This is a genomic window from Pseudomonas sp. Sample_11, from assembly GCF_004307505.1.
Taxonomy (GTDB): domain Bacteria; phylum Pseudomonadota; class Gammaproteobacteria; order Pseudomonadales; family Pseudomonadaceae; genus Aquipseudomonas; species Aquipseudomonas atacamensis.
This window is the reverse complement of the sequence record NZ_RCOD01000091.1, coordinates 1-14,730: the sequence shown is the minus strand read 5'-3', so window position 1 is coordinate 14,730 and position 14,730 is coordinate 1. Positions and strand designations below refer to the sequence as shown.

Genomic DNA, 14,730 nt, shown 5'->3' with positions numbered 1-14,730 from the left:
TTATCCCCGTTGGGCTGCGCAGCAGACCCAAACCTTGAGAACCGGTTTCTCCAGGCAAATCGCGTGTACCGGTTTTACGACCGCTGCGCAGCCGAGCGGGGATGAATCCCCTCACCACAATCATCATCTCAGTCAAAACCGAGTGCTCCCTTCGATCGGCACCGTGGCAATGGGCTGCCCTGTGGCAATGGAGTCCTCAGTGGCAATGAGAACCCCCGTGGCGAGGGGATTTATCCCCGTTGGGCTGCGCAGCAGACCCAAACCTTGAGAACCGGTTTCTCCAGGAAAATCGCATGTGCCCGGTTTACGACTGCTGCGCAGCCGAGCGGGGATAAATCCCCTCACCACAGTCATCATCTCAGTCAAAACCGGGTGCTCCCTTCAATCGGTGCCGTGGCAATGGGATGCCCTGTGGCAATGAGATCTCTTGTGGCACTGGGTTCCCCTGTGGCGAGGGGATTTATCCCCGTTGGGCTGCGAAGCAGACCCAAAACCTGAGAACCGGTTTCTCCAGGAAAATCGCATGTGCCCGGTTTACGACTGCTGCGCAGCCGAGCGGGGATAAATCCCCTCGCCACAATCATCATTCCAGTCAAAACCGGGTGCTCCCTTCAATCGGTACGGCTTTGATCGTCGCGCGTGGGCCTGATGTCGGCCCCGGCCCCGGCGCTGGCACGCCTTGCGCGGCGCTTGGCAATTGCGGCGCCTGCATGTCGGGCATCGCCCAGCTGCGTTCCGGTTGCAAGCCGCCCTGGGCGCGGCGCATGAAGTCGTAGCGGTTGAGGGTGATGCTGCGCCCCGCTTCGCTGTCGCGGATGATGTACGGGCGCAGGAACACCATCAGGTTGGTCTTGGTGATCGCCCGGCGTTCGTTGCGAAACAGCGCGCCGATGCCCGGTAGGCTGCCCAGCCACGGCACGGCATCATTGCTCTGGCTGTAACCATCCTGAAGCAATCCGCCGAGGACCATGATCTGCCCATCGTCGAGCAGAATGCTGGTGTCGATCGCCCGTTTGTTGGTGACGATGCCCGCCGCGGTCACGCTGTTGGACGCGCGCTCATCAATGCTGCTGACTTCCTGATAGATATCCAGCTTCACCGTGCCACCCTCGGAAATCTGCGGGCGTACGTTGAGCTTGAGGCCGACCTCTTCGCGGGTCACGGTCTGGAACGGGTTGTTGCTGGTGCCCCCGCCGCCAGTGACGTAGCTACCACTGACAAACGGGATGGTCTGGCCGACAAAAATGCTCGCCGCTTCGTTGTCCAGGGTCAGCAGGTTCGGCGTCGACAGCACGTTGGTGCCGCCCTTGCTCTTCAACGCCCGGGCCAGCACTTTCAGGTCGAGAATCTTGCCGATGCCGGGGATGTCGACCGTGCCGTTGACGTAGCCGAGGTTCAAACCCTGCGGCAACACGTCGATGCTGTTCTTGGCCCCCGTGTTTAGCCCCGCGCCGCCGAGATTGGCGCCACCGATCACGCCCTTGCCGCCGAGGTTACCGGTCTGCCATTGCACACCGAATTCACTGGCATCGTCCTCGCCAACCTCAACGATCAGGCTCTCGATCACCACCTGCGCACGGCGCTGATCGAGCAGATCGATAACCTCACGCAAATTGCGATACAGCGGCTCCGGCGCAGAAATCAGCAGCGTGTTGGTGGTGGCATCAGCCTGAATCGTCACCCCGCCAGCGCTGAACGCAACGTTCTGTTCGCTGCTCTGCGTACCGCCACTGCTGCTGCCGCCACCACCCTGCGCATAACTGCCGCCGCTTGCGCCGCTGCCAGTCGTCGTTGAAGTGCCAGTGCTCGGCGTACTGCTCTGGCCGTTCTGCCCAGTATTGCCGCCGTTGCTGCTGCCCATCGCGCTGAGTACCGACCGCGCCGCGTCGCTGCTGCCGCTGTCACTCTCGCCGGTAAGCAAACCGCGCAACGCCTGCGCGAGTTTCGCCGCTTGGGCGTTGCGCAGATAAACCACGTGCAGATTGCTCGGATTGCTCTGCGCGTTGTCGAGTTTGTAGATCAGGTTGCGCGCCAGCTCGGTGCGCTCGGGGCTGCCGGCGCGGATGATGATGGTGTTGGAACGTGGGTCGCCAATCACCGCGATTTTCTGCGTCGGATCATTGCCCGGCGCGTCGAGCAAGTCGGCCACCATCGGCGCGATATCGGCGGCGATGCCGTTCTGGATCTGCACCACGTCGGTGTCGATTGCGCTCGGCGTGTCGATGCTCTCGATCAGCTGCGCAACGCGGGTGAGGTTCTCGGCGTAATCGGTGATGACCACGGTGTTATTGCCGGGGTAGGCATTGATCGGATTGTTCGGCGAGACAATCGGGCGCAGCACCGGGATCAGGTTGACCGCGTTTTCGTATCGCAGGCGAAACGTGCGCGTGAGCATGCCGTTGCCGCCCGGTTTGTCGGCGCTGTAGATCGGCCCGCCGAGCAGTTTGGCGTCGGCCTCGGGAACCACCTGCGCCACGCCGCCGACATCGACCACGCTGAAGCCTTGCATGCGCAACGCCGCGAGCAGCATGTCGTAGGCCTGACGGGCCGGCACCTGACCTTCCGAGACCAACGTCAGATTGCCCTTGACCCGTGGATCGACGAGAAACTGCTGCCCGGTGGCCCGCGACAGCGCCCGTACCACCGCCTGAATATCCGCCTCGACAAAATTCAGCGTCACCGGTTGCTCGCCCAACGGATTGCGCGGGATCGCATTGCTCGGCGCAACACCAGCACTGCGCCCACGCTGACTGATGTTGTGCAACTGCTTGGGCACCGGTCGCGCCTGGGCCTGCGCCCGCTCGCGATCGGCCACCGCATCGCCGCTGCGCTGGGTGTTGGCCAGCGGCCGCCCGAGTTCGCTGTCGACCAACAGCGGCGGCTGATTCTGCGGCGCCGTGGTGCTGTTGCACGCGCTCAATGCCATCAGCAACAACGGCAGCGCCAGACGTGCCGGTTTGCAGCGTGACTCCTTCATGAAGCTTCCTTAGCGCCCTGCGCCTGATCCATGCGAACGGTGCCTGACAATGTGCCGGCAGTGACTTCGGTCGAGGCCGCACTTGCGCGCTGCAACTGCGCCTCGACCACCTGCAGAGAAAGTTGTGACGGCTGGCTGAGCAGCCAGTCGAGCAGCGCATCGGCCGGCGCGGCGTCGACATTCAGCTGCCACGCGCCACCCTCCGCCGCTTGTAATTGGTAATGCCCGGCGAGCCCCGCCGCTTGCAGACTTTGCTCCAGCGACTGGTCAACGTTTTGCCCTTGCGGTCGCACGTTGACACTGCGCAACAGCACTTCCAGCGCCTCGGTTTGCGCGCGCAATTTGGGCGTTTCGTTCTGCCAGACAGTGATCCTGGCCAACGGCGGCTTGACCAGCGTCAGCCAGATCAACAGACCGACAAGCACCAGCGCCATGCCGGCGACCATGCGTTTTTCACGCAGCGCCAACGGCTGCCAACGCGCCTGCAACTGGCTGCGCAAGCGCTGCCAACGCGCACGGTAAATCGCCAGCGTCGCCCTACTCATCGTCTGCTCCGCTGTCGTCGTCTTCGTTGGTGTTTGCGCTGGATTCATCGCTCGGCCGCAAGGTCCAGCCTTCGTCATCGGCAGTGACGCTGATGCCGGCCTGGGCCAACGTGCTTTGCCAGTCCTTGTCGTTGCCGCCACGGTTTGCATCGCTGAGCAAGGCCAGTTGCAAGACGCCGTCGCGGTAACTCAGGCGCTCGACACTGCCGGCCATGAACGGCATGCCCGTGCCGGCCTGCAACACCAGCCGATTGAAGTTCTGCGCCGGGTCATCGACCGCGCCTTTTTGCCGCTGCTCCAATTGCTGACGCGCCTGTTGCAGCGGGTTGAGAATCACCGGCAATTCGGGAAAGGCCTGCTTCACCCGCTGACTCATTTGCGCCTTGAGCTGCTGGCCCTGCCGCGCTTCGCGAGCGGCGTACATATTCAGCCCGATCACCCAGACTGCCACGGCCAAAGCCACACACCCGACAGCGCGACCCCAGCCACGTTGCTCGCCGCCGGTTTGCTGCAGGCCACCGCGCAAACCCCAACCGGGCAAGGGGCCGATCCAGCGTTGTGTCGCGTCAGCTGCGAACGATGCCTCATCAACTTCGTCACCGAGCAACGGTTCAACCTGCGCGCTGTTCAAACTCTCGCGCCGGAGCAAATGCCCGTCCGCCACACAAGCGACAACCCCCGGCAGCACTGGCAGGCTGTACGGCGCCGGATACAAACCGCGCAGCGTCAACCCCGCCTGCTTGAGCACCGCAGCCAGACCCTGCAAATGCTGCCGCGCCACCCAGGCGATTTGCACCTGCCCACTCGCATCACGAGGGCTGTGGCCGATATGCATCTGGCTGCTGTCGCCGAGCATTAACGCCTGCGCCGCACACTGCACAGCGGCCGCCGTTTTGTTCGCGGGCAGCGGCGGCAGATCAATGCTGGCGAGCAGGCTGTCGGCCGGATGCAGAAAACACAGCAGCGGTGGTTGCTTCGGCCGTTGCCCCAACTGACTCAAAGTGAGCCGTTCCTCACGACTGACCTGCCCCTGACGATCCAGCCAGGCGCAACTCACTTCGCTGTGCAACTCCAGCTCCGCCAGCGGCGGCAACGCGACGCGCAACTGACTCATGCGCCCACCCGCGACCAGATCACCTGCGGCAGCCGATCCTCACTGCGATGCAGCAACGCGTCGAGGCTGACCCGGCGCTGATCACGCCGCGCTTCACCGCGCAAACGAAACCAGTCACTGGTGATACCGACCTTGACGCTGCTCATTTCCAGCTGCGGCATGCGCAAGCGGTTCACGAAATCGCCGCGATTGATAAACCAGCGCCCGGCGTCACGCTCGGCAATCAACGCCGTCGCCCGCTCCAGCGAAAGCCCCGGCACATACGCCGCCAGCACCTGCGCCGTGGCGGTGTTGCCGTTGATCCACGTCGTCGCCGGAATCACCGTCACGTACGGCGCCAGTTGGCCGATCAGCGCATCGGTGATGCCTTCGACGCTGCGCAAATCATCCAGCGTGCGCAGCATCGGCACCTTCGGCGGTGGCGGTTTGTGATCGGCATCCGGCGACGTCGCGCGGCCGCTGTCGAAACCGGCTTTGCCCGTCGCACCAATCTGCGCATTCAGCAAATGCGGATACCCGGCAATCACGCGCTGACGAATGCGCTGGCCGACAACGGCACTCACACCAATCAGCTCGCACAAACGCTCAAACGCCTGCACCTGCGCCTCATCGATGCGCTCATTGGCGACCAGATTGCGCAGATTGAACTTGCCCTGCTCGTCCTCCAGCCGCCCGGCAAAACCTGCCGCCAGCAACGGCTGCGCCCAAGGCTGATCACGCCGGGTCAACGGATCACGCAGCCGCGCATCCCAGAGCAACTGCCGGCTGATCTCCAGACCACCCTGCGCGACCCAACGCCCCTGCACCCGCTGCTGATCGGCCTCCAGCGCCCGGGTCGCCACGCTCTGACGCGTCAACATCCCCGCCGCAATCACCGCCACCACGGCGGCAATCAACAACGCGCTGATAATCGCCATGCCCCGTTGCTTCGCCCCGTTGAGCGAACCTGTGTTCACGGCCGGCCTTACAACTGCCAGGAACCGATATCGGCATTCACGCCATCACCGTCCGGCTGGCCATCGGCGCCGAGGGAAAAGATATCGACCTCGCCATTTGCGCCCGGGTTGAGGTACTGATAAGGCCGGCCCCACGGGTCATTCGGCAAACGCTCCAGATACGAACGCCAGTTGCTGTTCTTCGCATCCGCCGGCCGCTCGACCAGCACCTTCAGCCCCTGATTCATGCTCGGATACGTGCCGTGATCGAGGCGATACAACTTCAACGCCTGCATCAACCCACCAATATCCTGCTTCGCCGCCGTCGCCCGCGCCTGATCCGGCCGGTCGAGCACCTTGGGCACCACCATCGCCGCCAGAATCCCCAGAATCACCACCACCACCATGATCTCGATCAAGGTAAAACCCTGCTGGCTACGCGGCATGCGCGGCGACTGACTGAGCGTGTTCAAAGGTGCGATATCCATCTCGACATTCCCTGGCTTGATCCGAATTCGACGCGCAGTGTTGCAAGAAGATATGTCAGGGATGTTGAAAATCCTCGGGTGTTTCCGTCGTCAAGCCGTCAAGGACGGGGGTTAGCGTCGAGGGCTGGGTTTTGATTTTGGGCCATGTATGCGCGCGCGAACGCGAGAGGAAGGATTCACCCTGATTGAAGTGCTGGTGGCACTGGCGATCATCGCCGTCGCCATGTCCGCCGCCGTGCGCGTCGCGGGGTTGATGACGCAGAGCAATGGGCTGCTGCGCGATAGATCGATCGCGCTGATTGCCGCGCAGAGCCGGATGGCTGAGCTGCGTCTGGAAGGCCGGTTGCCGAATGGGATGAAGGCTGTTGAATGTGATCAAGGACGGCTTATGTTGCGCTGCGAACAGGTGATCGCCGGCGCAGAGAATGGACGGTTGCTCAAGGTTGGCATTCAGGTATTCGACCGAAACCAGGATGCGCCGCCGTTGGCCAGGTTGGAAACCTTACTGACCCGCCCACCGTAGGAGCTGCCGAAGGCTCGGGCCGCGATCGGACGATCTTTTGACCTTCCCTCCCGCAACAAACACAAATCCCCCTGTGGGAGCGAGCCTGCTCGCGAAGGCGCAGTATCAAACACCGAAATGGTCACATGTGCCACCGCCAGCCATGCCGGCCAAGTTCCAAAAATTACAGCGCCCATGACGGTATCCAATCCGGCTTCAAAATCCGGTCGCTAGTATTCAAAAAAAATGATGTGATTACGGTTGAGCCAAAAGTGTTGGCCTGAGCAAACAAACTAAGGACGGCAATGAGCAAATCTACGGTCCGTTTCGCACCTTGGGTCGGCGCCCATTACGAGCGCGGCATCCACGGTCTACGCATTCTCGTGGTCTGCGAATCTCACTATGGCGCCAAAGAACATGAACGCCCGACAGCCACTCCCGAGGTATTGAAGGCCCTGGCCTTGGGTCAGAAACACCCTCAAGCGACAGCTAAGCTTCGGCAACATGCACATTTCACCAAAATCATGGCTTCTATCCTGAATGCCAGGAAGCACTTTTCCAAAGCAGATAGGAGTGATTTTTGGCATAGCATTGCCTACTACAACTTCATCCAAGAGTTTTTACCCGGCCCCCTCAAAGCGCCATCGGCCGCAGCTTGGGAGAAAGGCAAGCAATCGTTTACTGAAGTCTTGGAGGTGCTGGCACCAGAGTTGATCGTCTGCTTCAGCAAACGAAACAGAGGTCGAGTTACCGCGCTAGCGGGCGGTATACCTGTGGCAGTTGTTAATCACCCGTCTTCGCAGTTTGCCTACTCCAAAGTCAATCCCGTAATCGCTGAACAGATCGAGCAGGCATTGGCGCGCAAGGCGCAACTAGCAGATTTCGCCAGTACCAGCGTTCTGTATTCACGTTGGTGCGAGGCCACAGCTTCCGCCTTGCCTACACCGGGAAAACATCTTTCGGGTTCGGACAAGCTTGAGCTAATTGCGAAGCGCAGGGAATCGATGGCTGCGGTCGACGAAGCTGCACTGGCGTAGATCAGCGCCATAAAGGCAGGGGAAAACGAGCTATGAGCATGAAACATGAACTTTGGTTGGAGCCTGATGGTTGTCAGACTTTCTGCCTGGCGGGAATTCACGGTGATGACGCGCGCAGTCTACTTTCACCAAACTCCCAGCTGATCTGGACAGTCGAAGCGGACAGTTACTTCGAGGCGATGACCAAATACTATTCCTTCATGGACTGGGGTGAATACCGGACAGACTTTCCCGAGCATGATCAGATGTCCTACGCAGAGCACGGATGGGATGAGTAACGGGGCCGCGAGATAGGATCGCGAAGGCGCCAGCTCTAACGACAAATCACCTATCTGGCGCCCCCGGTCATCTACCTCACCCCGCCACCTCCAAATTATCCATCACCCGATTTACCGCCAGCTCCCCCAACATGATCAGTTGAGCGACCCCCAACAACGCCCGCCGCTGCGGCGCCGGCAACAAACTGGAAATGTCCTGAGCAATCGTCTTCGCCGAAGCAAGCGTTTCACTCGCATCAGCCAGCAATTCTTCATTCTTGGTATCCGCCGTCACCGCATACATCCCACGCGCCTTGCGTGGCTGAGGCAGGAGATTGTTTGGCGACAGGTAATGATCGAGCGCACGGTCAGCGGCTTCGTGGAGCTTGTTTGAATCGAGGGATTCGTAGGGAGACGTGGGATCGGTTTCGGGCGGGTTGGGTGTTGGTTTGATCATGGTGAAGCTCCTTGATGACTGGAGCCGCCACCGTTCGCGGTCAAACAAACAGGGTGGCAGCTGTACGCGGGTTGACCGACCGGACATCAAGGAATCCGGCACACCCGAAGGTGTCCCCCGCACAGCCACCGCAACAGAATTTCAGACAATGCCTGAACAGGTGCAGAACGCTGGCGCGCCTTGATATTGGGCGGACGGTCAAATCCGATCGCTGATTCGTCAACGACCGCACCACAATAAAACCCGCCCCCAAGGCGCACAAGCCGGCGGATTCTGGCGTAGCTGTAGGCAAAGGCGCAAGGAGATGTAGCCTGGGAGCGTGACTGGAGATGTCTTTTTAAACATTGATGTTTATCGAGCCCGCGAATGTGTTCCCCTGTCCCGCAGCATTTAATCGCGGGGGTCTGGGCGATTATTTAGAAAGTGGAGTTATGCCGTCAGCGCGGCGGCGATAGCATTTGAGCGAATTTATTCAAAGCGAAGTGATGTAAATAACCAGGCATGTATGGCATCATAAGGCCACTATTCATACACTGAGACTGAAGATGGAACTTATAAGTCAAGAAAAGATAATGCAGGTACTTGATTGGGCCTACGAGAGGTCTGTGAATGGGTTCTCCGGTCTTGATTCCGCCGAGGAGCTCGCAGCCAGCTACGCCAAAGAGGAAAGCCCTGCTTACGATCAAGCTAACTCCCTGATTCGCTGGCAGAACACCAAATCGGCCACCTCTGGCTTCATTACCGGCTTAGGTGGATTGATTACGCTGCCCGTAGCGTTGCCCGCCAACATCACAAGTGTGCTTTTCGTACAAATTCGTATGATCGCCGCCATCGCCCACCTAGGTGGCTACGACGTGAAGGATGACAAGGTCAAGACTCTCGTTTTCGCCTGTCTCACAGCCAACTCCGCCAAAGAAGTGCTAAAAGACATCGGTATTGCCGTAGGCAACAAACTTGCGATGAACGCCGTGAAGTCCATTTCCGGTAAGACTCTGATAGAGATAAACAAAAAGGTTGGCTTCAAGCTGTTCACTAAGTTTGGTGAAAAAGGCGTGATCAATCTTGGCAAAGCTGTGCCGCTGCTGGGAGGCCTGATTGGTGGAAGTTTCGATGCCTACACGACCAACACCGTCGGTAATGTAGCGCGCGATACATTTACACCAAAAGAAGTGGCTGCTGCATAACGGACCGTTTTAGCGCTAGCTGTATTTCCCCGTGTTCATGCAAATGCAGAGGCAAAAGCAGCAAGCGCTACAGAGGGGTCGGATGTATTTTTAGAAAATAAATCCGCCCCTTTGTCTTTCCAAAGGTTTCCAACGTCGTACACACCATCAGCAATCAGCATACCCCCCGTGGGAGCGAGCTTGCTCGCGAAAGCGCCAGAATAAACACCTGATCAATCACCAGGTGATCCCGACACCCGCATCAACCCGGCAACTCCAAATTATCTAGCGCCCGATTCACCGCCAGCTCCCCCAGCATGATCAGTTGAGCAACCCCCAACAACGCCCGCCGTTGCGGCGCTGGCAGCAAACTGGAAATGTCCTGAGCAATCGTCTTCGCCGAAGCAAGCGTTTCACTCGCATCAGCCAGCAGTTCTTCATTCTTGGTATCCGCCGTCACCGCATACATCCCACGCGCCTTGCGCGGCGGAGGCAGGAGATTGTTTGGCGACAGGTAATGATCGAGCGCGCGGTCGGCGGCTTCGTGGAGTTTGTTGGAATCGAGGGATTCGTAGGGAGATGTGGGATCGGTTTCGGGCGGGTTGGGTGTTGGTTTGATCATGGTGAAGCTCCATATTTATACCTGGTGGAACCACCAGCGCCTGTCGCTAAACAAGTAAGGGTGGCAGCTGTACGCGGGTTAGCGAACCGAGAGGTATAAGACCCGGCAGACGCGAAGGTCTCCCACGCACAGCCACCATATCGTCGTCGCAAACGTCTGCGACAAGCTGGAGCGTCGTTGTACTTATACCTGGTCAGGTCGCTAAACCCGGTCGCTGGGTTGCCAGCGACACGTAGACAATAAAGACCAGGTACAAAGCGCACAAGCCGGCGGATTCTGGCGCAGCTGTAGGCCAAGGCGCAAGGGTGTGTAGCCTGAGAGAGTGTTTGGAGATGTCTTTTTAAACATTGGTGTTTATTGGGACCTTACTGTGGCACTTCCATGAGGTGGGGAGGCCGGTCAGATGATTCTCAGATTTATTTTTTGGAAATAAATCAGTCCCCTTTTTTCAAGGGTTTTCACAGTGCTAAAATCCTCAAGAAAATGCCTCAGTAAGCCGTACACTACCGTTACGAGGGGCTGAAATTTACTGTAGTCTTAACAGCCATTACTTGTTGTATCTTTGGCTATGCAGGGCCAATGTGCTGTCAAATAGATTCGAGAAGGAAGTCATGAAAATAAACGCAAAAGACCCGGATATCGCGTCGATTTATCATAGAATTAAGCGTGGTTCAATTGATCTACGACCAGACTTTCAAAGAGATATGGTTTGGAGTAAGTCGAAGAAACAAGGACTGATTGATACGATATTACGAGATTGGAAATTTCCACCGATATTTCTTGTTATCACAACTCGTGACGAGGCAATAGAGCACCAAGAGGTATTGGATGGTCAGCAAAGACTGAGTTCAATCGTCGACTTCCTGGAGGATGATTTTCCAATTGATGGAACTATTGAACCTTATGATGAAAAAATTTCATGCCTTCACGGAAAACGTTTTAGTCAACTGCCTGAAGCTATTCGATACAGAATCGAGCAGTACTCCCTAAGAGTTCATGAACTTTATGACTATAAGGAAGGCGAGCCCTATGAGCTTTTCTTTAGACTAAATCAAGGGGTCACTCTTACCCCTGCAGAAAAAAGGAATACATTTTTCGGTCCCGTTCGCGAGCAAATAAAGAATCTTGTTGCTCGTATGGGTTCACTGGGCATTAATGGCTCGCTTATCGGATTCAACAATAATAGATTGTCTTACGATGATGTCATAGCTCGTCTCGTATATGCCATTCATACTAAAAACATAAACAAGAAAATTACAGATGTAAATCTTGTTGAGTTTTACAGGGCAGGTGTTCCAGTACCAGAATTCATCGAAATACAAGCTTCCCAGGCAATTGGCGCCCTTTCACAAGCTTGTGAGCGCAGTTTGAGATTCAACATAAAACCAAAGCTAAACAAGCCAACGTTGCTGACGTGGCTAATCTATCTGTGTTATGACAGATCACCTGAAAATATCGAACATCTTTGTCACTTCGAGCGCATTCGGGAGTCCACAAGAGAAAGTAGCGAGGAAGTCAGTAAGTTAGCGTTTTTGATAAACATCTACAATGAGCGGGCGGCGTCTAGCGTTAACGATGCCACACCTGTCAAACTAAGGCTATTAATCATATACTTGGTTGGATGGATGGATGGCCAAGTTTATGAAAGCAATATCGGTCGACGGGCTAATGCAATTTTAGAAAAAATCCATTCATTTGATAGCTTAAACGAAGAAATGCTGATTTCCTTCATGGACGAAGAACGGTGGGGCCTTCAATGAAAAAAGCTGCCATCCAAGACTATTGGAAGAAACTCGACGAAGTTCCGAAGGCCGCTGCGGGGGTCGTTTCGTTAAGACAACTAACCTCGCCCAACTCGGTTCTGGAGTTCAAGCCAGGTGGTATCTTTGCTGTAGTGGGTGCAAATGGAGCGGGGAAAAGCAGTTTTTTTTCTTTTTTGACAGACCCTAACTATAACAGAGTTAATTTTCACGACCATGAAGCTGAACTTTATGATGGCACAATAATTGAGTTTCCGGGCGGTGCCATATCAGCAACATTATGTGAGCCACTGACTGAGCTCCGGGAGGCTAATTCTACTCTCGAGCACTTCAAAAGCACTTTTGGACAGGGCGGAATTGCACAGCTTCAAGCGAAAGAACTAAGCTTAATCAACTATGTATTAGGCTGCAGTTACGACTCTATTAGCATTGAAGAGGTCGTGATTGGCGAGGATGAATATCGCCCACGCTTTGTATTCGTAAAGGATGGTGTAGAACATGATAATTTCACTGCATCCATGGGTGAGCAGCTTGTATTGTTCATTTACTGGACGCTTGCTAAAAAAAATAATCACCCCGGCATTTTCTTCTTAGAAGAACCTGAAACAGGTTTAACTCCGGCGGCGCAAGAAAGAATGGTGGATCTACTCGTATTCCTATCTGCGGATAAAGGTAAGCAACTATTTTTAGCTACACATTCCCCTTTCATCATTTCAAGACTTGGCACGCAAAGAGTCATCGTTATGAAACGTCCGCAAGCCGCTCATTGGACCTTGGCAATTGGAAGCAGTTATCTAGCTGAGCTTGGTGTCTCGCCGATAACCAAGGGGGTTTTCTTTCTGGAAGACAATAAAGCGAAGGTCTTCTTTGAGAAACTTGTTGATCTGTATGGTAGTGGAATTAGAAGAAGCCACGAAATCGTGTTCATGGGTGGTGAGTCTAATGTGTATGAGGTGGTGAGTCGCTATGCGCGACAACAAAGAGAACTCGCTATTAAAGGTATAATTGATGCAGATCAAAAAGGAGTAGTCAAATTTAGCGGTCCTGCGTTTAAATTTTTACCTGGGACTCTTGAGCCTGAAAATGAACTTTTTACAGTAGTCCAATCTAATACAGCCGATTTTGCAAAAAGACTCGGAGTCAGAAGAGACCGCCTTGATGATGCCATCCGTCTATGCCAAGGCTATGAAAAGCATGACAAATTTGAAGAAATTTCAAAATTTCTCTTTAGAGAAGTACGCACTATAGTTTACGAAACTGCGTTTTTATTGTGGTTTGAGCACTATCCTATCAAGCAAGAAATTCATGACTTCATGATGGATGTAGATTCGGAATTAACAGACGACGATATCGAAATGGTACGCAGCACCTACCCAGATTAACGATTCCTAATTCAACTATGGCCACCATCTCGGTGGCTAACTTATTTTAGCTATTTGCATGACTATAGTTTCGGTAAACTTCTTGAGTGAATACGGCCTCTCTCTCACCTAGGGCGACACCCAACCCAATGTAGTCAACAAACACCTACAGAAATCGGCCGCTCCACGCTCATCGCCTCTTAAAAGAAATTGAAAAAAAATCACACCTAGGTAGGCTAGGCCCTGATTCTTTACTTGGTTGATCTCAGCTTAAAGCTAATCATATCAGAACCCAGTAATACGCTCGACTTGCTTAACTCTGTCTTCATAAGCTTGAGATAACTCTGACGCTTGGATCATAGGTCTAATTGACCCGCCCATGAACCTGTCCGCACTGAACGAACACCATCCAGCAACCCAATTTTTCCACTGAAAGTGCAGTACCCTAAATCGAGATATTCCCAAGCAGCCATCATACTCTTTTCGCTTTACTCGTATTGCTGTAGCAAGCATTATACGAGTGTGCTTGTACCGCTCCCATGCCGCCATATTCATTTCATATTGAGTAAGCGGCTCATCCCTCCAGACTGTGGACCAAAACACAGCGTCAATAATTTCAATTATCAGTTTAACGCTGTTCACTGCTGTCGAAGCTTTATCATAATCCATGACAAACTGAGGAGCCGATTCGTGTGCTATAACATGTCTGTCATGAAAGGTTTTGTGCAGATTCTCCCACAGCCCAGAAATATCGCCAGCTATTAGCTCGCACTCAGGAACATTATTTCTAGTGAAGTATGGGTCCTTAGCAGCTTTAGCAAGCTGCTTAAATTTCTGACCTAATAAAGCATCGAAGACATCCTCAAGGTGTGCCAGTGAACTAAATGGCAAGCTGTAAGCTACAACTTCACCAATACTCACATTTTTCTTATGGATCATTGGTATTATTTCAGATGCCTTCAACTTATCGCTTACAAGTGCTACTCCTCTCTTAAAATACTCGCCCCCCTTATCCACAATCATCGCTACGCTTGACCTGAAATGCGCTTCCAATGTCGCTACAGCAGCGACAGGGAAATATCGAAACAGCTCAGTATTATCAGTGTCTTTCAGCGCTTTCAATGAACGTTCCAGATCACTAACCCTAATAGTTGCCTCATATATCGCGCCTTCAACCTGCCCAATGTGCAGCCTAGATCGCACTTGTGCAATTCGCTCATCCAGCAAAAATTTTACTAGTTTCGCCATTGTGCCCCCTAGGGATTACTATAGACAAACTGAACTTAGAAATACCGGAACCTCACGTTCGCGACGGGCCGCTTTTGGCTAATAGCGGATACTCGCGACGACCCGTTTCCGCCCGAAACCAGAAGCAGAATACTCTTTGTTTGTCAGTTTTACTTCTTGAAAAGGTACTTGAACTGGCCCCTAAAGAAACGGTAAAAATAATGATCTCGACTTCCAAATCACTGCCTCACCAACCTCGGCAAAACCACCCCCTCCCCCAACCTC

At 54.9% G+C, this 14,730-nt stretch carries 14 protein-coding genes; 6 read left to right on the top strand and 8 right to left on the bottom strand.

Annotation, left to right across the window (positions count from 1 at the left end):
• Positions 1-592 precede the first annotated feature (592 nt).
• From gspD to gspG, 5 genes are read right to left on the bottom strand one after another with little or no spacing between them, the layout of a single operon-like run.
• Positions 593-2,977, bottom strand: a complete 2,385-nt coding sequence (gene gspD / locus D8U60_RS24345; RefSeq protein ID WP_130901129.1) for a type II secretion system secretin GspD — start codon at positions 2,975-2,977, stop codon at positions 593-595.
• Entirely contained in the window at positions 2,974-3,522 is a 549-nt protein-coding gene (gspM, locus tag D8U60_RS24340; protein ID WP_130901128.1) for a type II secretion system protein GspM, read from the bottom strand. The genes gspD and gspM overlap by 4 nt, the downstream gene beginning before the upstream one ends.
• Positions 3,515-4,636, bottom strand: coding sequence for a type II secretion system protein GspL (gene gspL / locus D8U60_RS24335; RefSeq protein WP_130901127.1), 1,122 nt, complete (start codon positions 4,634-4,636; stop codon positions 3,515-3,517). The genes gspM and gspL overlap by 8 nt, the downstream gene beginning before the upstream one ends.
• The gene (gspK, locus tag D8U60_RS24330) at positions 4,633-5,553 is read right to left on the bottom strand and encodes a type II secretion system minor pseudopilin GspK (RefSeq protein WP_122612089.1); all 921 of its coding nucleotides are present in this window, start codon (positions 5,551-5,553) and stop codon (positions 4,633-4,635) included. Before gspK ends, gspL begins: the two co-directional genes overlap by 4 nt.
• A gap of 47 nt (positions 5,554-5,600) precedes the next feature.
• Positions 5,601-6,017: a type II secretion system major pseudopilin GspG gene (gspG, locus tag D8U60_RS24325; protein WP_130909885.1), complete on the bottom strand. Its 417-nt coding sequence runs from the start codon at positions 6,015-6,017 to the stop codon at positions 5,601-5,603.
• A gap of 190 nt (positions 6,018-6,207) precedes the next feature.
• On the opposite strand from gspG, the gene gspI reads away from it, so the two are divergent.
• From gspI to D8U60_RS24310, 3 genes are all read left to right on the top strand, one after another.
• Positions 6,208-6,582, top strand: coding sequence for a type II secretion system minor pseudopilin GspI (gspI, locus tag D8U60_RS24320; protein ID WP_130901126.1), 375 nt, complete (start codon positions 6,208-6,210; stop codon positions 6,580-6,582).
• 284 nt (positions 6,583-6,866) lie between these two features.
• The gene (locus D8U60_RS24315) at positions 6,867-7,598 is read left to right on the top strand and encodes a hypothetical protein (RefSeq protein ID WP_130901125.1); all 732 of its coding nucleotides are present in this window, start codon (positions 6,867-6,869) and stop codon (positions 7,596-7,598) included.
• A gap of 38 nt (positions 7,599-7,636) precedes the next feature.
• Positions 7,637-7,876, top strand: coding sequence for a hypothetical protein (locus tag D8U60_RS24310; protein WP_130901124.1), 240 nt, complete (start codon positions 7,637-7,639; stop codon positions 7,874-7,876).
• Between the two features lie 76 nt (positions 7,877-7,952).
• Here the strand turns inward: D8U60_RS24310 and D8U60_RS24305 are convergent, their stop codons facing one another.
• A complete protein-coding gene (locus D8U60_RS24305) occupies positions 7,953-8,312 on the bottom strand; it encodes a DUF6124 family protein (RefSeq protein ID WP_130901123.1) in 360 nt (119 codons plus the stop codon).
• Positions 8,313-8,884: 572 nt separating this feature from the next.
• Here D8U60_RS24305 and D8U60_RS24300 point away from each other — a divergent pair.
• Positions 8,885-9,496, top strand: a complete 612-nt coding sequence (locus tag D8U60_RS24300; RefSeq protein ID WP_241663573.1) for an EcsC family protein — start codon at positions 8,885-8,887, stop codon at positions 9,494-9,496.
• A gap of 241 nt (positions 9,497-9,737) precedes the next feature.
• Here D8U60_RS24300 and D8U60_RS24295 read toward each other — a convergent pair whose 3' ends face one another.
• A complete protein-coding gene (locus D8U60_RS24295) occupies positions 9,738-10,097 on the bottom strand; it encodes a DUF6124 family protein (RefSeq protein WP_065616219.1) in 360 nt (119 codons plus the stop codon).
• A 611-nt stretch (positions 10,098-10,708) separates the two neighbouring features.
• On the opposite strand from D8U60_RS24295, the gene D8U60_RS24285 reads away from it, so the two are divergent.
• Both D8U60_RS24285 and D8U60_RS24280 read left to right on the top strand, forming a co-directional pair.
• On the top strand, positions 10,709-11,857 hold the full coding sequence (locus D8U60_RS24285; protein ID WP_130901121.1) for a DUF262 domain-containing protein: 1,149 nt from the start codon (positions 10,709-10,711) through the stop codon (positions 11,855-11,857).
• Positions 11,854-13,239, top strand: a complete 1,386-nt coding sequence (locus D8U60_RS24280) for an AAA family ATPase (RefSeq protein WP_130901120.1) — start codon at positions 11,854-11,856, stop codon at positions 13,237-13,239. Before D8U60_RS24285 ends, D8U60_RS24280 begins: the two co-directional genes overlap by 4 nt.
• 264 nt (positions 13,240-13,503) lie before the next feature.
• Here the strand turns inward: D8U60_RS24280 and D8U60_RS24275 are convergent, their stop codons facing one another.
• Positions 13,504-14,466: a hypothetical protein gene (locus D8U60_RS24275; RefSeq protein ID WP_130901119.1), complete on the bottom strand. Its 963-nt coding sequence runs from the start codon at positions 14,464-14,466 to the stop codon at positions 13,504-13,506.
• Positions 14,467-14,730 lie beyond the last annotated feature (264 nt).